Source organism: Vibrio sp. Sgm 5 (assembly GCF_026241575.1).
Taxonomy (GTDB): Bacteria; Pseudomonadota; Gammaproteobacteria; order Enterobacterales; family Vibrionaceae; genus Vibrio; species Vibrio jasicida.
This window is the reverse complement of the sequence record NZ_JAPHPY010000046.1, coordinates 30484-48060: the sequence shown is the minus strand read 5'-3', so window position 1 is coordinate 48060 and position 17577 is coordinate 30484. Positions and strand designations below refer to the sequence as shown.

Here is a 17577-nt window from a genome sequence, read left to right as displayed (position 1 = left end):
TCTCTCTTGGTTGAAAGATCTGATCGCAGAACCAGCTTTTAGTTCACTTCTATTTTTTTATCCCGAGTTCAGGTTAGTTACGGCCAGCCATTACGCCGCCGTCGACATTAAGCACTGTGCCAGTTACCCAAGACGATTTGTCTGACAGTAAGTACTCAATCGCGTCTGCCACATCTTCTGTTGAACCGATACGGCCAATCGGGTGGAAATCATTGAAGCCTTGTAGTGCTGATTCGATTTCTTCTTCCGCGATAAATGACTTGTAAATCGTCGACATCACAACAGCTGGTGCTACAGCATTTACGCGTACGCCGTGATCACCAAGTTCAATTGCTAGGTTTTTCGTCAGAGCATGAAGACCCGCTTTTTGCATTGAGTACGCTGATGATGGCGTTGCTTTAATTGCTTGGTGAGCCCACATAGAACCGATATTTACGATCGCACCGCCGCCGTGCTCTTTCATGTTTTTCGCCACAGCCTGAGTAATGAAGAAAAACGCGCGGTTCATGTCTAGTTGTAGGTCGTAATCACGCTCTGAGTGGTCAAGGAAATCAACCGGTTTGAAGAAGCCAGCAGCATTAACCAAGTAACCAATATGACGTTTTTCAGCATTCAATTGTTCGATAAAGCTTTTCACTGCACTTGGGTCATACAGATCAACTTGAGCGGTTTCTACCTGGCCTTTGGTCACACTTTCTAAATCCTGCTTTGCTTCAGCAAGGTTGTTTTTATCGTGCGAAAGAATCATGACGGATACACCAGCTTTAAGAAGTCGCTCTGCTGTCGCTTTACCCATACCTGATGAGCCGCCTACGATAAGTGCAATTGAAGATGTGTTGAACATAATACGTTTCCTTTCTCTTATTAGACTACCTACTAGTAAGTAGGTAGTGTTTTTATTAAAAAAGGAGGTGGTTTGGGAACCAGCTCCTCGTCAGTGGTTGTTACTCTAAGATCATATTATTTTCACGTCAACAATTTTATCTATCTATCAATAGGTACATTTAGTTATTTCCTTATTATTCAGATATTTATATAGAATAATTTTCTATTCCACCCGTTCACAGCATCAATAAATACAAAAAAGGCCACAGATAAACTGTGGCCTCTATAAGTATTTTTTATCAATCTAGCCAAGGAACGAAATGTAGCCTTGCAGAATGATCAAGTTAACGATGTCGATGAAGAAGGCACCAACAATCGGTACAACCATGAAAGCTTGTGGCGACGGACCAAAGCGGTTAACGATAGAACCCATGTTCATTACCGCTGTTGGGGTTGCCCCCAAACCAAAACCACAGTGACCACCAGAGATAACCGCTGCATCATAGTTACTACCCATCACCTTGAACGTTACGTAGTAGGTAAAGATAGCCAGAATCACCGACTGCACGCCCAGAATCACCAAGAATGGGATCGCTAGGTCGAAAATGTTCCACAGTTTCAGGCTCATCAATGCCATTGCCAAGAACAGAGACAACGATACCGTACCTAGCATATCGACCGTTTCTGTATCTAACTTACGGACTTTAGTTACTTCCAAGAAGTTAGTGATGATCACACCAATGAACAATGCGTAGACGAAGTCTGGAATCATCAACCATTGAATATCGTAAGTGCTCACCCATTGCTCTACGTACTTAGCGCCTGTCACACAGATCAATAGGAAGAACAATTTCTCAACCACTTTTTTCGCGGTTACTTTGTCTTCTTCGTATTCGTTGTACGTCACCAATTCTGGGAATTTTTCGTGGGTTTTGGCATCTCTGCCCCCAGGACCATACTCAGATTCGATCTTGTTCTTTTCGATCAATCGCTGAGCAACCGGACTACCGATGATACCACCGATGATCAAACCGAATGTTGCTGACGCCATCGCGATTTCCAACACGTTATTTAATCCATACACGTCTTGGAACGTTTGTGACCATGCCGCACCTGTGCCGTGGCCACCTGAAAGAGTAATCGAACCTGCGATAAGCCCCATCAGCGGATCTAAACCCAATGCCGCCGCTAATGAAACACCGACACCGTTTTGTATGATGATGTAGAACGACGCGACCGCTAAGAAGATAAAGACCTTCGCGCCCCCTTTCATCAACTGAGTGTAGTTTGCTGCTAAACCAACAGTAGCAAAGAACATCAGCATAAATGTGTTCTGCAACGGCAAATCGAATTCCAGATCGATACCGTTGAAATGAAGAGCAGTAATGGCGCAGGCGACTAGCAAGCCCCCTACAATCGGCTCAGGTATGTTGAATTTCTTTAAGATCGGTAGCTTAGCATTAATGAAATGCCCCAAAAAAAGCACACTGATCGCAACCAAAAAGGACTCCAGTGCACCTACAGATATCAAATGATTCATATCGCCTCTTATTATTGTTCTCTTCATCCTCCGTAATGATTGAGTGTTAGTTTAACCTTCGCTCAATAGCAAATTTTCTCGCTATATTTTTTCGAAAATACTCAAAAGGTTGTGTTAAATGCGCCTTAGGCTAGTTTAAGGGACGGTCGTTAAGCGATGTTCTGATTTATGCGCTATTCGCAAGCCCTAAAATGTAAAAGGAGCCGATTAAGCTCCTTCTTATCCGGTTCACATTCAAAGCAAAAATGACTGCTTGATGTGGATGGACATATAGTGTTGTGAGTATTGTCCGAGAGAGACTTTCTGAACCGCTATCGGGCTCCCTTACTTAAACAGAAAGTCATCCTCACTATTGGGCAAAGTTCCTTCCCGTTATAACGAATAGAGCGCCGTGGTGGCGCTCTAACATCTGGGTTTGCTTGTATCCTATCGTAGTTCAATAACTCTGACTCATGATGATTAAAACGAGCCGAATCCAAGGAAATTCTCAAGCTTGCAACAAGTGTTCTCGTTACAACGGAGCGAGATTATAACATATCGCTGAAAATTTTCCTCATTTCAGTGCTATTCGCCACTTTTATACTTTTCTTCTGCAATGATTAACTGCTCTATATCATTGTTGCAGACGAAAGAGCGAAGCGCCTCAAACTTATCTTCATCCCACGTGTAGATTTGCAGCGCGAGCAGCTTATCAATGATGTCTTGCTCAAAGCGAAGCTTAACAGGCTTTGCTGGTGTTCCTGCCACCACAGTGTACGGTGGGACATCTTTGGTCACAACACTGTTTGCGGCAATCACTGCGCCTTCCCCAATGGTGACGCCGGGCATGATCATCGCGCGCATACCAATCCAAGCCGCGTCACCAATCACGGTATCGCCTTTGCCTTGGTAAGATTGCTCAATGTCATCAAGAAACGGATACAGACAGAACCAGTCCGTCCTGTGATTGTGGTTGCCGCCCATCAAAATCACCGCTTCAGCCGCAATACAAACGTAATCACCGATGTAGAGCTGATCGACTTCCCACCTCGGCTGCCACGCTTTACTGATTTCATCGCCATGCAGATAACGCACGACTGAACCTTCAAAGCCGTTATCCCAACAATCGCTGTAATAACTGTGAGTGCCTTTGATGTGGATGTTTTGGTTTTGCACCACTTGGTGCAGGTACTGAAATTTGGACCAATGTTTTTTCATGACAATTACCTCAATAGAGTAAATGTATGCCACGGAACGATTTCTCGTGGCGTTGTTGCTGCGTTCTCAGTCAACGACGCCTATTGGATGCGGGGTTGCAGTAGCAATGGATTATTCATGAATGTGCCCTCCAGCGCGCACACTATAAAAAGCATGTATAATTTTCAAGCAAACCAAACAAATAACAAGATTCCGAAAATGAAAAGTCACTCTGCCTTTGCCTCTCTGCTGCTGTTTGCTGCCACAGCGTCTGCGAGCGAAAACATTAAAATCGAATACCTCCCAGCGGAAACTGCCGATGATCGCTTTGCTGCGCAAGTGATTGAAAGCCGTGAAGTGAACGACATCTTTGTCCAGCTTTCTGATGATTACTTCCCGTTTGATAACCCACTCACACTGACCTATGGTGGCGAAGACGGTCCACTTTACGATCCAGAAACACACACCATCCATATTCCCTACACCTTCTATCTGGAATCATTCAACTACTTCACCAACAACAAATACCAAGAACGTTACGGTAAATCACCGAAAACGGGCGCGCTCGATACTTTGCTGCACACGCTATTGCACGAAGCCGGACACGCTTACATTGCGGATCAAAACATTCCGGTACTAGGCAAGGAAGAAGATGCGGTTGATAACTTCGCTACCATTTTGTTGATTGATTACGTCGATGACGGTGCCGATGTGGCGATCAGTGCTGCTGACATGTTCGCATTCGAATCCGACGACAGACCGGACTACTACGATTTTGGCGAGTACATTGACGAGCACAGTTTCGATCTACAGCGCTACTTCTCTACCTTGTGTCTGGTCTACGGCAGCGATCCAGAGCAGTACAAAGCCTTGTTAGATGAAGTAGAAAAAGATTACTTACGCGATCGTAAAGAGTTCTGCCAATTCAATTACGGCAACATCCGTGATAATTGGCTGCATTACTTGCAAGACAATGAACTAAAAGAAAAATAATCGCGTAATAAAAGGGATAAGAACCGCCAATAATGAGCTCAATCATGACCAAACTGACCGTATTTTACGATGGCACTTGTCCCTTGTGCGCCAAAGAGATGAAGGCGCTAAAACAACGCGATGCCAAGCAGCAGATTAAAACCGTCGATATCTACAGCGAGGCGTTCGCCGATTATCCGCAGATCGATCCGGAGCAAGCCAACACCATTTTGCACGCCCTCAACGATAAGGGTGAGCTGCTGCTTGGGTTGGACGTGACTCATCGTGCATGGCAATTGGTCGGTCGCGGTTGGTTGTATGCACCATTGCGTTGGCGCGTTGTCAAACCTGTTGCGGATTGGCTTTACCTCAAATTTGCCAAAAACCGCTACCGCGTCTCCTACTGGTTAACGGGCACTTCTCGCTGTAATAACGGTTCGTGTTCACGTTAATTGTGATCCTGCTTAAAAATGCTACGACCTTAGTCTAAATTTATAAACTTCCAGTACTTCTGATTGATTAACTCGGTTAATCTCTAAGCATTACAACAATAAGTATTAATAATTTCATCAGGCAAGCTTATTCAGCTTGTCACTTGTAACGCTGCGCCGAGAGAAGGACGTCTCTATGAATCTGACGATCAGAAAACGACTATATATCCTTTCAATAATTCCAATTCTAACCATGGCAGTAGGCATGATGTGGTTCACCTATCTACAAACCACAGCCTACAACGAACACGAGATTGAGCAGACTCGAAGTCAAATGATGGAGATGAAAAAAGCCGAGCTCAAAAACTACGTCCAAATGGCGCGCTCCGCCGTCGAGCCACTACTCGCTCAAAATGCCCCACTTGAAGAAGCACTGCCTATCTTGAAACAGTTGGAGTTTGGCCAATCCGGCTACATCTTCGGTTACGATTCAAAAGGCGTGCGTGTCGTGGTGGGTAAAAACACCAAAGGCATAGGAGAGAACTTCTATAACTTGCAGGACAAGAAGGGCAACTATCTGATTCAGGATTTGATCAAAAATTCCAAAACTGGTGAGTTCACGACTTATTACTTCCCGAAACTCGGCCAGAACGAAGCGCTACCGAAACTGAGCTACTCGGTCTTTATTCCTGAATGGGACTTGATGTTGGGTACGGGCTTCTACACTGACGATATCGACGCGATTGTGGCAAACATGGAAGAAGCCGCGCATCAAGCCCTCAACACTACACTGACGGCAATTGCTCTGTTCTGTGTCTCGATTGCTGCAATCGTCGCGGTCTTCGCGGTGTTTGTTAACCGCAGTATCATGAAGCCTATTGAGCAGTTTGATGCCTCAATCCACTCTTTCGCGCAAGGCGATGCAGACTTAACCGCGCGGATGGAAGAATCAAGCGTACCTGAGTTCACCCAGCTGAGCCGTAACTTCAATATCTTCGTTGAAAGCCTGCAAGGCATCATCAAGAGTGTTAGCCACGTAGGACAAGAGGTGGTTTCAGAGACCAACGACATGTCACAGCGTGCATCGCAAGTGGACGAGTTGGCTTCAGGTCAACGTGAAGAAACCGAACAGGTCGCTGCGGCAATGACCGAGATGACAGCAACGGCGCACGAGATTTCCAGCAACGCTAACCAAGCGGCGCAATCCGCCAAAGACGCCGATGATAACTCACAGCAAGCGAAACACATTGTTGATTCGGCAGCGAACTCCGTCGAAGCGCTCGCGCTAGAGGTGTCGGAAGCCAGCACGGTGATTTCTCGTTTAGAGAGCGATGTACAAAACATTTCTTCTTCGCTAGAAGTGATTCAAGACATCGCCGAACAAACCAACCTATTGGCACTGAACGCAGCCATTGAAGCAGCCCGCGCAGGCGAACAAGGTCGAGGCTTCGCAGTCGTTGCCGATGAGGTTCGTAAACTGGCAAGTCGCACTCAAGACAGCACAGGCGAAATTCACCAAATGATTGAGCAGTTGAAGTCAGGTTCGGATGCAGCAGTGAAAGCCATGGGTTCAAGCCAAGCGCGTGGTGAAGCAACCGTTGAGGAAGCACGAGCTGCCTCTGCCGCACTGCAAGAAATCCAAGCCGCAATTGCTAACATCATGGACATGAACACCTTGATCGCAACGGCAACCGAAGAGCAAAGCCAAGTTGGGCAAGAGATTTCACAACGCATCGAAGTCATCTCTCAACAAAGCAGCCAATCGGCGCACCTTGCCAACCAAAACCGTGCAGGCAGTGGCAATCTGAACCACAAAGCTAACGAGCTGTACGACTTGGTCGGTCGCTTTACGGTTTAACGCTTTTCTCACCCTTACATCATGCAAACAGCGGCGCCAAAACGTCGCTGCTTTTATTTCTGCTATCCTCAGAAGTCTTAGCTATAATGCCGCCAACTTAGCACCTACAAGGGCAAAACCAGATGATTATTATGACCACCAATTTCGGTGACATCGAGATTGAACTGAACCTAGAACGAGCGCCAGTTAGCTCAAAGAACTTCAAAAAATACTGTGAAGATGGCTTCTACAACGGCACCATTTTCCACCGCGTTATCGACGGCTTTATGATCCAAGGTGGCGGTCATACAGAAGACATGGCAGAAAAGCCAACACGTGCCCCGATCGCGAACGAAGCAAACCGTGGTCTAAAGAACCTTGTTGGCACTATCGCAATGGCGCGTACCGATGCACCGCACTCTGCAACGGCACAGTTCTTCATTAACTTGGAAGACAATGATTTCCTAGACCACACCGCAACCACCAACCTAGGCTGGGGCTACGCGGTGTTTGGTAAAGTGACCGCGGGTATGGATGTCGTAAATCGCATCGCGAAAGTAAAAACAACCTCTAAGCTTGGTCACGATGATGTGCCATGCGATCCAATCATTATCGAGAAAGTGACAATCAGCGAATAAGCCCATTCGTCTCTTCGGAGAAATCGTCGCTATAAAACGACAAAAGCGCCTAACGTCTTATGACCTAGGCGCTTTTTGTTTTTGTTGCTGAAAAAATGAGCAGCGAGTTTACAGTGTAAAGAGTGAGCAGTTCTAGCGATTACATCCCTTTGAACAAACTTTGAGATGTACGGCTCACAGCGAGCTTGTTTTCTCCAACGTGAACAAACATTCTGCCTGCAAAGTCTTTGTTTACTTTGCTAATTTTGCACACTTGCACCACGCTTGAACGGTGCACTTGCCAGAACTGTTCTGGGTTAAGCTGCCCTATCAACTCTTTCAACGATGTGCGAATCAAATACTCCTGCACTTTGCCTTGTCCTTGTTGGGCATACACAGAAACGTATTTTTCTTCCGCTTTGAAATACAACACATCAGACGTGGCAATCAGATGAATATCTTCCCCTTGCGTCGCTTTGATCCACTGAAGATATTGCGGCGTTTGTGGCGCGGATAATTGTTGTAACTGTTCTAACAGGCTGCTCATCTGCACATTACTGCTTTCTTGCTCTCGCTTAGCAAGGCGTGCTTTCACTCTTTCACACGTCGTCAGGAGGCGCTCATCCGAGATAGGCTTGAGCAAATAATCGGCGGCATTTTGTTCAAAGGCTTTGATGGCGTAATCATCGTACGCAGTGACAAACACAATCAAAGGTGGATTGGCGAGTTGATTGAGTTTTTGCGCTAATGTCATGCCATCCAGAACTGGCATACGAATATCAAGAAACGCAATGTCAGGTTGGTTTTGCTCAATGGCTTGCAACGCTTGTTCACCATCCGCGACTTTGGCTATCACCTCTAGCTCTGGCCACACTTCAGCTAGGCTTTTATCAAGATGACGCCTCAATAGCGGTTCATCATCAGCAATAATGGCAGTAAACCCTGTATTCATTCCTTTCTTCCTTGATTACGATTCCATTGGCCAGCGCAAGCGAACACAAACGCCACCCTGAGCAGACTCACTGATAGAAACATCTCCTTGCCCTGCGAACAAAGCTTCAACTCGCTGCTTGAGATTACTTAAACCGACGCCAGAGCCCATGTGCCCACTCACGTGATTTAAGCCAACACCTGTGTCTCTGACTTCAATCAGCAAGTTCTGTTGTTCGCGCTTAATGAGTAAGCTGACTTCGCCGCCCTCTCGCTTCGGCTCAATACCATGGATGATGGCGTTTTCGATTAAGGGTTGAAGCATCATCGGCGGTAACTCGGTTCTACCTAGCCCCTCTTCTACCTCAATCTTGTAACTGAGTCGGTCACCTAAACGGGTTTGCTGGATGCCTAAGTAAGCCTCAAGTAACGCCGTTTCATTGTCTATGGTAGTTTGCTCTTCACGTGAGCTTTTGAGCGTTGCACGCAGCAGCGCGGTTAACTGTTCTAGCATCAGCTTGGCTTTATCGACATCTTGCGACATGAGTGCACTGATATTCGCCAAAGTATTGAATAGGAAATGCGGTTCAATCTGGCTTTGCATCTGCTTAAGCTGGCTCAGCAACAGCGCACGATCTTGCTCTGCTTTCTCGCGCTTAATGGCTTCCAACTCTCGTTGCGCGATTGCATGTTGCTCGCGTGAATAGAAATAGAAAAAGCACATGGCACTGAATAACAACCCCATGAGTCCAACCGATAGCATACCTGAGATGCCGAAATATTCTCCGAGCCAAAACTGGGCGTTTACCACACCGAACAATAAGCAAGCCGTCAGCGAAATAGCCACTTCCGCCAAACGAGGAATGGTAGGAAACAGGCGGTCGACAAGCCATGAGAAGAAGATAGCCGAATAGCCAAATCCAAAACTCACCATAACATGAACGTAGAATGAGCCACCCCAAACCGAGAGCGTCATTGCTGCGATAAAGAGACAAAATGCCGTGGTCACTAATAAGCTACGCGGCCATCCACTTTTCACCACTGGTTTTGCTGAACACATTTAGAATTTCCCTTTGATGTTAAATACAATCATATGCTTATCATTGATTTGTGCGTAAGCAGATTGGTCGTCTCCGGTTAAAAAGCGTGCGGCAACTTCCACTTCTACACTTTGATCGCCAGTATCAATCCATTGGTAGTTAAGCCACTGCGTGACAATCACACCGCCATCTTGCGGCGACAACATCACATCCAACGTAGGGGTTACATCACTTAGCCAGCCCATATCCGCTTTACCGTTCCATGCAGCCCACGCTTCCACATCCCAACTCCAGTGCAGCATTACGTTATGCTGAACGATATTGGCATGCTGAAACCCTTGGGCGTAGCTTGTCGCAAGTAGAGCGCTGCTAGCCAACAGAGAGTTGTTAGGTTCAGGGATCTGAGAGAGTAATTCGCCACGCTCTATTGCTTGCTGCCATTCGCTTTTCGACCATGCTCGGCTGTCGTACCAATATTCAGCAATCACGTTGTGTCCGGCTTGGTTTGCCCAGTTCAATCCAATTAAGGCTTGAAATGCACTGCCCTGCTCCTCAACCGAAACGGGTCGGTAAAGATCACCCTGCTGAAACTGATAGCCGACACTTTGCTTTTGCCACAGCATGGAACCGTGCATGGCGATGGATTCATCCCACACCGCAATGGCACTAGCTCCAAGCAAACCTCGGCGCACATCATCGTAATAACCAATAAGTTGATACTCAGTGTCACCCACCAGCGCATAACGACGAATACCAATACCTTGTTGCTCTGCGGCTTGATCAAGTGCACTTTGGTCCTGTTGTCCCCAGCTTGAGTCCGTTGCAATCACCGTCCACTCGCCTGCCATATCGTAGTGTGAAAGTGAAAACACACCCGCGCCCTCTTCTGCGACTAAGCCAACAGGATTTTGTCGATAAGGCTTAAACAGATCCAAAGGTCGGTAGCCATAACCCACGCCCCAATCCACGCGCAACTTACCCAAACTCACATCAAGAGTGGTGTCACCGACTTGCCACTCCCCTAGCCAAGCCAACTCACGAATCAGCAACTGGTTATCAGCTTCACTCCACCACTCACTCTCTCCTTGTTGATTGAGGTACAAACCTTGGCTGTACAGAGCGAACAAACCACTGAAGTTCTGATAATTCACCTGCACATCCAACAGTGCATTAAGTGAATCACGAGAACTGCCCTGCGCCTGCATAAATGCGCTGTCACGCTGCTTGGCAGTTTCGTAACTGACAGCCCAATCCCACTCAAAACTCAGCTCATCATTGGCAAAAACTGGGGCTGCTGCGCCCACACACAATGAGGCAGCAATCAACAGACTGGTGCTTTTGTTAAGGTTAGGCTGGTGCGGTTTCATGTGACTTCCTTGCTCGTTTTCTTGGTTCTATTTACGGAATTCACGCTAAAGCTGAGTCGTATTGGCTTTAGGCAGATAGCTTGGGTTGTAGAACTTGTTATCCAGTTGCCAAGGCACGATTTCTTGGTACTCGATAACGGTCTTTTTGCTCGGCTGAATGCTATCAAGCAAGGTCATCTCACCAACGTAGTCTTCACCGTTGTCGCTTGCACGTCCGTATTGCGCTTGCTTGGCGAGTTTGCCCGAGCGCAAGTAAAGATCAGCTTTGATTGGAAACGCATCTTGCTCAGACAACCACAAGTCGATCTTCTGATAGCTCGCCCCTTTGGTTTTCGCGGTTAACGCAAGGTGATAAGCCGCGACACTTTCTCCATTCACCGAAATAGTTTCTGTCGCTCTCCATTCACCTTGATAATCTTGGCTCCAAGTCAGGGTTGAGATGTCGCCGATAGACGCTTCACCAAGAAGCTTCTGCATCGGCGTAATGCGAATCGGACGGCGGCTCTTTGGCATTTGCAGCCAGTAGTTGTCGCCCATCATCAGCATCTTTTGCCCAGCTTCGACTGCCGATTTGAACACCACCAACGATTCACGATTTGGACGCGTGTACACATGGTAAAGGCGGGTTTTATCTAACTCTTGGTCTTGATATAAGCGCACCAGTGACACCACTTTGGAGGAATCATCTTGCAAGCGGTAGCTGTCGGCTTTTTCAATCAATTGCGCAACTTGCTGTGCATCTAGCGCTGTTTCATTTGCACTGACATTCATGCTTGCAACGCCGCTTACCGTCAGCAGTGCAATTGGTAATAGTGATTTGAAATTAAACATAAATCAGAGCCTCCGTAATTGGCTTGTTCACCCCTTTGCGTGCCGAGAAAAACGCCGCAACCAAACAAATCATCAATACTGCGAATCCTGCGACAGCTACCAGCTCCCAAGAGAAGTAAATCGTCAATGGGTAACCTTCTGTGCGTCCTGGCGGTGGCGGCATTTGCACATCCACGACCATCAGTAAAATGGTGACTAGTGCCGTAAACAAAGCGCCGATTAAACTGCCAATCACCGCAAGTAACCCTGCTTCGCGCAAGAACCCAGCAATGATTTCGCGAGGGTAGCTACCAAGAGCCGACAAGGTGCCTATTTCACGTGTACGCTCGGTGACCGACATGGTCATGGTGTTGAACAGCGCAACAAAGACCACCAGCGCCATCACTGCACCCATAATGCCGAAGATACGGTCGTACAAATCTTTCACTTTGAGATAGAAGAACGCGCGTTCTTGCCAAGGCGTAATCTCGATATCTTGGTCGCCAAAGTTCTGCTTTTGCTTACTCAGAGCCGAAGCCACTTGTTGCTCGACTTGGCTCGTTAAACTGGTGTCGAACAGAAAGACTGATAAGGCACTGACTTTGTCTGAGCCCAACAACGATTGCGCGCTGTTGATGTGTACGTAAAGCTGGCGTTTATCAAGCTCAGGCACGCCGGTTGAATAGATGCCACGCACTTTGAAGTCATACGCGTTCAATGCACCGTCGGTTGTGGTCGCCAGCAAGGTGATCCAATCGCCAACGTGCACGCTTAGGTTGTTCGCCAAATCAACGCCGAGCATCACTTCTGGCTCTGCAGGGTCATAACGCGATGCATGAATGTTGGAAAGAGTTTGCCCTTCGCGCACATCCAAAAACGGTCCTTTCATATCGAATTCGCGCTCGTTAACACCAATGCCGATAAAGATCGATGACTTGTTGCCGTTGGAAATCAAACCGCTGAACTCAACTCGTGGCTGCACGCCTCGCACTTCATTCAACCCAATCAATTGCTTGGTGATGTCGTCGGCGTGAGTTAACCCGTTACTCAGCGGCATCTCTTCTTCTTTGGCGAAGTAACCCGGAGTGGTTAACGTCAGATGCCCCGTGTCACGCGCTGTCGATTCTTTCAAACTGTCGTAGGTGTACAGACCAAAACCGCCCGCACTGGTTAAGGCAAACACGGCAATGGCGATGATCAGCATCGACAACAAACTGCGGCGGCGATTGCGTTGCAGGTTCAACCAAGCAAGGCGAACGGAAACTGGAATTAGCTTGCCCATGAAACCTCCTCCACACTTGCGTGCGTTTGGGTAATTTTGCCATCCACCAATTCAATGGTTCGATCGCAGCGGGATGCCATGCGAGGGTCGTGAGTGGCGACAATAAAAGTGGTACCAAGCTCGTGTCCGAGCCCTTTCATAATATCGATGACCTTGTTGGCAGTTTGGCTATCAAGACTTGCGGTTGGCTCATCAGCAATCACCAACGCCGGTTTGTGCACTAAAGCGCGCGCAATTGCCACTCGCTGCTGCTGACCGCCTGATAGGTTGTCTGGCATGTGATGAATAAACTCGCCTAAGCCAACGTGCTCTAGCATTTGTGTGGCGAGCTCGGTTTGTTCCGCTTTTGAAAAACCGTTGAGATGCAGCGGATACGCCACGTTCTCCAATGCCGTCATCACGGGGACAAGATTGAATTTTTGGAACACAAAGCCAAGCTTTTCACGGCGCATTTTCGCCGCCTGCATTTGTCCGGTTGGGTATGGGCTGCCTGCAAACGTCACCTGACCTTGGTATTGAGTATCCAGCATGCCAAGCACATTAAGTAAGGTGCTTTTGCCTGAACCAGACGGCCCGCACAGAGCCACCATTTCGCCGGAAAACACTTCACCAGAAACGTCTCGCAATGCACGCACCGTTTGGCTACCAAGGGCGTAATCGCGGCTAAGTTGATTAAAAACGATCATGACGCCTCCCTAATACTTGGCTAGCAGCGCTTTCGCGGTTTGCGTTTCTAGATTGCTGTCACCCAACTGCTCCATTTGCGCTAACCATGTTTTGGCTTGTTGAACATCTTCAGCTCGTAGTGCTGCTTCAATGGCGTAGCGATAAATCCAAGACGTTGCGGCGAAAGGTTGCTGACTAAAACTCGGTTCATCGAGCAATGAAAGGTACAGCTCGTAGCCACGCTCAAAGTGATTGAACATGTCTGGCAGAGAGGTAAACGTAGTAGCTGCCATGGCGGTAGCTAGCTGGTATTCCGGCAAACCTTGTAAGCGTTGTTGCTCTTGTAGTGGTACTGGCTGATTCGCCATTAGATCCAAACCTTTTTGGATTGTGGCAAGACCGCGCTCGGTGAACTTCATCTTGTTCCAAGGCATAAACGCCTCACGACCTTGCAACGTCTCCGCACTACCCAAGTAAACCAAGGTCACCGGCGTTGCGCCCTGCTCTTCGAGTTGTTTGGATAGTTCGCCATAAACAGTATCAACTAAGCCAGAGTCACCCTGCGCCGCTTGGTTGAATTGACTGAGTGTGCGCTCGCTTGGGTTAGCCAGAGCCAGATTGCTGCTGAGTGCAAATGCGGCGATAAACGTACTTGCCCGTTTAAGAGCTTTGATTGAGCGAGATTGAGAAACCATCATGTACTGTCCTTAGTTGAACGTGATTTGATGGTTTCAGATTAAGGGAGAAGGTCGCACGCTGCTTTTGCATGCGACCAATGGCAGTTATGCGGAGTGAATGGTATTGAGAGTGGATGAATGGTTTTGCGTTTCGGCAGCCTGCAATATCGCCTCAATCATTAAGCTGAGAGCCTTAGGCTGGTAGTTGCGCTGACGATAAACCAAATAGGCTTGACGATCCCCACGGCTGTAGGATTGCGCGACTTGCACCAGATTCAGCTCTGGCTTCACATGACGAATGGGAATCGAAGCGATCCCCAAGCCGTTTTCCACCGCTTTGATCACTGCGGTTATGTCATTGACCACCAAGCGCGGCTTGCAGTTGAGCATGTCTACCAACTTGTCTTGTTGGTAGATAGGCACTTGCGTGGTGTGCGTACTGGCGACCCAATCTTGCTTAGCTAAATCCTCCAAGCTTTCAATGCTCCCACCCGCTTGTTCTAAGTATTCTGGGCTAACAAAAAAAGCATGTTCCGCTTTAAACAACGGGCGAGCGATCATGTCATCTAACCCATCCAATTCGAATGTCACCACCAGATCGCGATCGGTCTCTGGAATCGAATTCACTTGGCTAAGCAGCAGATCAATGGTCACTTTTGGGTAGGTTTTGATGTAGTCCTCAACCACCTTATCGACCAAGTCATTGTAGAAGCGGCTTGGCATCACCAATCGAATTCGCCCTTCGACTTGTTGGCTTTGTTGGTTGAGCTGCAAAATGCCAGACTCAATCTGCGCCATCGCACTGCTGAGCTGATCAAACGCCTGTAAGCCTGTCTCGGTTGCCACCAACTCACGTCCTTTCTTCTCCAACAATCTGAGTCCTAGACGCGCCTCCAGTGCCGATAAACGACGAGACATGGTAGAGACTGGCAGTTCGAGCTTTTTCGCTGCCGCGAGCAGAGAGCCTTGCTCAACCACTGAGCAAAACAGGTACAAATCATCAACGTTTCCAAATATGGAATTCATACTCTTCCATTGGTTATTTTTTCCAATTTTAGATGAGTATAACCTAGCCCACGTAGAAAAGAGACCCGAATATGCCGTGAACGCGGCGCTTAATAACGAATGAATACTAGGTACAGACGTGAAAGAAAATTTTTATAAATACGCGATATACACTGTTTTTTCAGCGGCAGCTTTGTTCTCCGCTTTTTTAGTCACCTCAGATAATGTGTCCCCTTTCACCACCCAAGCGACACTGCATCGTAATGTCGCAACCATTGCGCCGGAGGTATCTGGTGTGATCACAGATGTGATGGTGAATAACGGTGAATTGGTTGAAAAAGGTCAGCCACTGTTTGCTATCGATGCCAGCAGCTACCAATTGAAAGTGGCACAAGCGAAAGCCGAACTGCGCCAAGCACGTGAATCAGATTCCGCGAAATGGCAACAATTGGCAGCAGCGAAACAAACCCAAAGCCAACGCGAATTCGAATACCACAACGCGAAGCAAAAACTGACGCGTAACCAGAAACTACGCAACAAAGGGCTGGCAACCGAGCAAGAGCTTGATGACGCGATCACCAATACACAAGTCGCCAGTAGCGCGGTGGAAGCAGCAAACGCGGAAGTGAAACGCATTGAGGCAGAGCTTTCTACTCAAGACCGCACGGCGGCTATTGAATTGGCAGAAGCAAAACTTGCCAGTGCAGAGCTCGACCTAAACCACACCCAAATAGTGGCGCAAACTGAAGGCGTGGTAACGAACTTGCAACTGCAATCAGGCAGCTACATCACACAAGGCACAGCTTCGTTGTTGCTAGTGGACGAAGCCCATGCGTGGATCAGTGCGGACTTCAACGAAAAAGGCATTGATAAGCTAACTAATGGTCGCGAAGTGTTGGTGTCCTTCGATGCACTACCGGGCAAAGTGTTTACTGGTGAAGTCAGCAGCCAAGAGCGTGCGATTTACGATACCAACAATGCTAATGGACAGCTTTCTAGCGTAACCAATGATACTCGTTGGATCCGTGAGCAACAGAAAGTGCGTACTCGCATTACGGTTAACGAGTTGGATCCTTCGATGATTTCTGGTTCACGAGCGAGTGTGATCGTTGAAAGCGGCAATCCTGTTATGGATGTCATTGGCTCGGCTTGGATTCACTTAGTGGCGATGTTCCGCTACATCTACTAAGGAGTGAACCATGTGGACCTTCGAAAGCCTGTTTCAAAACCGTTCTGAGCGCAATGAAGCACTGCGCGTTGCCCTTACTGTGACGATTTGTATGGTGCTGGGCAAACTGCTGAACCTGGATTCTCCAGTTTATCTGGCGCTGTACCCAACCATCATCATGACCAAGAACAAAGACTATTCTTGGCTTGGTCTGCTTCGCACCTTGCTGCCTACGTTATTAGCAGCAAGTACAGCATTGGTGGTAACCGAAGTGTTTTCACAGCACCCATTTGTGGTGTGGACCATTAGTTTGTTCTTCTTCGACTTTATGCGCCGCAGAGCGACCACGCCGCCGAAGAAAGGTCAAATGCTAATGCCAACCTTCAACTGGATTCTGATTGTGGTGTTTGCTCAGCACACTACCATGGACATGCCAATGCGCATTCATGAAATCCTGCTATCGATGCTGATTACCATGATCGTCGCAAAAACCATGGTGACTCTATTCCCTGTTGAACGTGGCGGCAAACCACCAGCATTTAAAGAAGAGCCTGTTACGTTTGAGAACCGAGCGATTTCACTCGCGTTGATTGGTCTTGGTGTGGCGTTCTTGATGATTGTCGACATCATCTCAGCAACGTTTTGTTTGGTGCCTGTGATTGCCGCAGCAACGCAAACCACACACAAAAGCTTTATCGACGTGGTTGACCGCCGTTTTCAAACTCAGGTGGGCGGCTGTGCATTGGCTGTAGTGTTCACCTTACTGATGGCTGGGCATCAATCCACGTTCGGTTACTACACCATCGTATTGGGTCTGCTTGCCTTTATGATCACCGCATCAATGGCAAAAGCGAAAGGCCCAGCCAAAGACGTCCATGCCGACGCGTTATTGGCGACCATGTTGCCAATTCAACTCTACATGACCAGCAATGAACTGGGCTTGGAGAGCACCTTCCTTCGAGCCTGGGAGCTTACCGTGACTTTGTTTGTGCTGTGGGCGTTGTACCATTTCACGCACAAACCAGAAAAAGCTCAAGCCTAATCACGCCATCGCCTTAAGTACCCAATACTTAAGGCGATTCCCTTCCAATTTCGCCCATTTCATTGCGCTGTCTGTACCAATTTCCATTTCAATCTTATAAAAAATGTGGCGCAAAACCTCAGCCTGGTGTATTTATCCTTCCCACGACTTTCCAAGTCAGCTTACCCATAACAGGCGGCGTCGCACACTCCT

The 17577-nt window shown here is 47.8% G+C and carries 17 protein-coding genes; 6 read left to right on the top strand and 11 right to left on the bottom strand.

Annotated elements, in window-relative coordinates; all coding sequences use genetic code 11:
- Positions 1-73 precede the first annotated feature (73 nt).
- The 3 genes from OQJ86_RS20810 to OQJ86_RS20800 all read right to left on the bottom strand — a co-directional run bounded on the left by OQJ86_RS20810 (position 74) and on the right by OQJ86_RS20800 (position 3562).
- The gene (locus OQJ86_RS20810) at positions 74-844 is read right to left on the bottom strand and encodes an SDR family NAD(P)-dependent oxidoreductase (RefSeq protein ID WP_042605069.1); all 771 of its coding nucleotides are present in this window, start codon (positions 842-844) and stop codon (positions 74-76) included.
- Positions 845-1129: 285 nt separating this feature from the next.
- Positions 1130-2365, bottom strand: a complete 1236-nt coding sequence (gene gltS / locus OQJ86_RS20805; RefSeq protein ID WP_265989934.1) for a sodium/glutamate symporter — start codon at positions 2363-2365, stop codon at positions 1130-1132.
- Positions 2366-2929: 564 nt separating this feature from the next.
- Positions 2930-3562, bottom strand: a complete 633-nt coding sequence (locus OQJ86_RS20800; RefSeq protein WP_171374259.1) for a CatB-related O-acetyltransferase — start codon at positions 3560-3562, stop codon at positions 2930-2932.
- Positions 3563-3760: 198 nt separating this feature from the next.
- Between OQJ86_RS20800 and OQJ86_RS20795 the strand changes: the two genes are divergently transcribed.
- The 4 genes from OQJ86_RS20795 (at position 3761) to OQJ86_RS20780 (ending at position 7419) form a co-directional block, all read left to right on the top strand.
- On the top strand, positions 3761-4534 hold the full coding sequence (locus OQJ86_RS20795) for a DUF4344 domain-containing metallopeptidase (protein ID WP_265989930.1): 774 nt from the start codon (positions 3761-3763) through the stop codon (positions 4532-4534).
- A gap of 44 nt (positions 4535-4578) precedes the next feature.
- Positions 4579-4965, top strand: coding sequence for a thiol-disulfide oxidoreductase DCC family protein (locus tag OQJ86_RS20790; RefSeq protein ID WP_213866638.1), 387 nt, complete (start codon positions 4579-4581; stop codon positions 4963-4965).
- A 175-nt stretch (positions 4966-5140) separates the two neighbouring features.
- Positions 5141-6802 (top strand): methyl-accepting chemotaxis protein, encoded by a 1662-nt coding sequence (locus tag OQJ86_RS20785; protein WP_265989926.1) that lies wholly within the window; start codon positions 5141-5143, stop codon positions 6800-6802.
- A 122-nt stretch (positions 6803-6924) separates the two neighbouring features.
- The gene (locus OQJ86_RS20780; RefSeq protein WP_020195057.1) at positions 6925-7419 is read left to right on the top strand and encodes a peptidylprolyl isomerase; all 495 of its coding nucleotides are present in this window, start codon (positions 6925-6927) and stop codon (positions 7417-7419) included.
- Between the two features lie 139 nt (positions 7420-7558).
- On the opposite strand, the gene OQJ86_RS20775 is transcribed toward OQJ86_RS20780, so the two are convergent.
- From OQJ86_RS20775 to OQJ86_RS20740, 8 genes are all read right to left on the bottom strand, one after another.
- Entirely contained in the window at positions 7559-8350 is a 792-nt protein-coding gene (locus OQJ86_RS20775; RefSeq protein ID WP_265989919.1) for a LytR/AlgR family response regulator transcription factor, read from the bottom strand.
- 15 nt (positions 8351-8365) lie between these two features.
- Positions 8366-9388: a sensor histidine kinase gene (locus tag OQJ86_RS20770; protein ID WP_265989917.1), complete on the bottom strand. Its 1023-nt coding sequence runs from the start codon at positions 9386-9388 to the stop codon at positions 8366-8368.
- Positions 9389-10735 (bottom strand): hypothetical protein, encoded by a 1347-nt coding sequence (locus OQJ86_RS20765; RefSeq protein WP_265989915.1) that lies wholly within the window; start codon positions 10733-10735, stop codon positions 9389-9391.
- Positions 10736-10780: 45 nt separating this feature from the next.
- Positions 10781-11566, bottom strand: coding sequence for an outer membrane lipoprotein-sorting protein (locus OQJ86_RS20760; RefSeq protein ID WP_265989913.1), 786 nt, complete (start codon positions 11564-11566; stop codon positions 10781-10783).
- Positions 11559-12827, bottom strand: coding sequence for an ABC transporter permease (locus tag OQJ86_RS20755; RefSeq protein WP_258669692.1), 1269 nt, complete (start codon positions 12825-12827; stop codon positions 11559-11561). The genes OQJ86_RS20760 and OQJ86_RS20755 overlap by 8 nt, the downstream gene beginning before the upstream one ends.
- Entirely contained in the window at positions 12815-13513 is a 699-nt protein-coding gene (locus OQJ86_RS20750) for an ABC transporter ATP-binding protein (protein ID WP_005383201.1), read from the bottom strand. Before OQJ86_RS20750 ends, OQJ86_RS20755 begins: the two co-directional genes overlap by 13 nt.
- Positions 13514-13522: 9 nt before the next feature.
- Entirely contained in the window at positions 13523-14191 is a 669-nt protein-coding gene (locus OQJ86_RS20745; protein ID WP_265989906.1) for a hypothetical protein, read from the bottom strand.
- 84 nt (positions 14192-14275) lie between these two features.
- A complete protein-coding gene (locus OQJ86_RS20740; RefSeq protein WP_265989904.1) occupies positions 14276-15196 on the bottom strand; it encodes a LysR family transcriptional regulator in 921 nt (306 codons plus the stop codon).
- A 118-nt stretch (positions 15197-15314) separates the two neighbouring features.
- Between OQJ86_RS20740 and OQJ86_RS20735 the strand changes: the two genes are divergently transcribed.
- Together OQJ86_RS20735 and OQJ86_RS20730 are read left to right on the top strand one after the other, a co-directional pair.
- On the top strand, positions 15315-16364 hold the full coding sequence (locus OQJ86_RS20735; protein WP_265989901.1) for an HlyD family secretion protein: 1050 nt from the start codon (positions 15315-15317) through the stop codon (positions 16362-16364).
- A gap of 10 nt (positions 16365-16374) precedes the next feature.
- Complete coding sequence (locus OQJ86_RS20730) at positions 16375-17385, top strand: DUF2955 domain-containing protein (protein WP_265989899.1); 1011 nt, start codon at positions 16375-16377, stop codon at positions 17383-17385.
- Positions 17386-17577 lie beyond the last annotated feature (192 nt).

Excerpts from the sequence above, each read along its gene's own strand:
- OQJ86_RS20810 (WP_042605069.1), bottom strand. The coding sequence starts at position 844 with ATGTTCAACACATCTTCAATTGCACTTATCGTAGGCGGCTCATCAGGT.
- gltS (WP_265989934.1), bottom strand. The coding sequence starts at position 2,365 with ATGAATCATTTGATATCTGTAGGTGCACTGGAGTCCTTTTTGGTTGCG.
- OQJ86_RS20800 (WP_171374259.1), bottom strand. The coding sequence starts at position 3,562 with ATGAAAAAACATTGGTCCAAATTTCAGTACCTGCACCAAGTGGTGCAA.
- OQJ86_RS20795 (WP_265989930.1), top strand. The coding sequence starts at position 3,761 with ATGAAAAGTCACTCTGCCTTTGCCTCTCTGCTGCTGTTTGCTGCCACA.
- OQJ86_RS20790 (WP_213866638.1), top strand. The coding sequence starts at position 4,579 with ATGACCAAACTGACCGTATTTTACGATGGCACTTGTCCCTTGTGCGCC.
- OQJ86_RS20785 (WP_265989926.1), top strand. The coding sequence starts at position 5,141 with ATGAATCTGACGATCAGAAAACGACTATATATCCTTTCAATAATTCCA.
- OQJ86_RS20780 (WP_020195057.1), top strand. The coding sequence starts at position 6,925 with ATGATTATTATGACCACCAATTTCGGTGACATCGAGATTGAACTGAAC.
- OQJ86_RS20775 (WP_265989919.1), bottom strand. The coding sequence starts at position 8,350 with ATGAATACAGGGTTTACTGCCATTATTGCTGATGATGAACCGCTATTG.
- OQJ86_RS20770 (WP_265989917.1), bottom strand. The coding sequence starts at position 9,388 with ATGTGTTCAGCAAAACCAGTGGTGAAAAGTGGATGGCCGCGTAGCTTA.
- OQJ86_RS20765 (WP_265989915.1), bottom strand. The coding sequence starts at position 10,735 with ATGAAACCGCACCAGCCTAACCTTAACAAAAGCACCAGTCTGTTGATT.
- OQJ86_RS20760 (WP_265989913.1), bottom strand. The coding sequence starts at position 11,566 with ATGTTTAATTTCAAATCACTATTACCAATTGCACTGCTGACGGTAAGC.
- OQJ86_RS20755 (WP_258669692.1), bottom strand. The coding sequence starts at position 12,827 with ATGGGCAAGCTAATTCCAGTTTCCGTTCGCCTTGCTTGGTTGAACCTG.
- OQJ86_RS20750 (WP_005383201.1), bottom strand. The coding sequence starts at position 13,513 with ATGATCGTTTTTAATCAACTTAGCCGCGATTACGCCCTTGGTAGCCAA.
- OQJ86_RS20745 (WP_265989906.1), bottom strand. The coding sequence starts at position 14,191 with ATGATGGTTTCTCAATCTCGCTCAATCAAAGCTCTTAAACGGGCAAGT.
- OQJ86_RS20740 (WP_265989904.1), bottom strand. The coding sequence starts at position 15,196 with ATGAATTCCATATTTGGAAACGTTGATGATTTGTACCTGTTTTGCTCA.
- OQJ86_RS20730 (WP_265989899.1), top strand. The coding sequence starts at position 16,375 with ATGTGGACCTTCGAAAGCCTGTTTCAAAACCGTTCTGAGCGCAATGAA.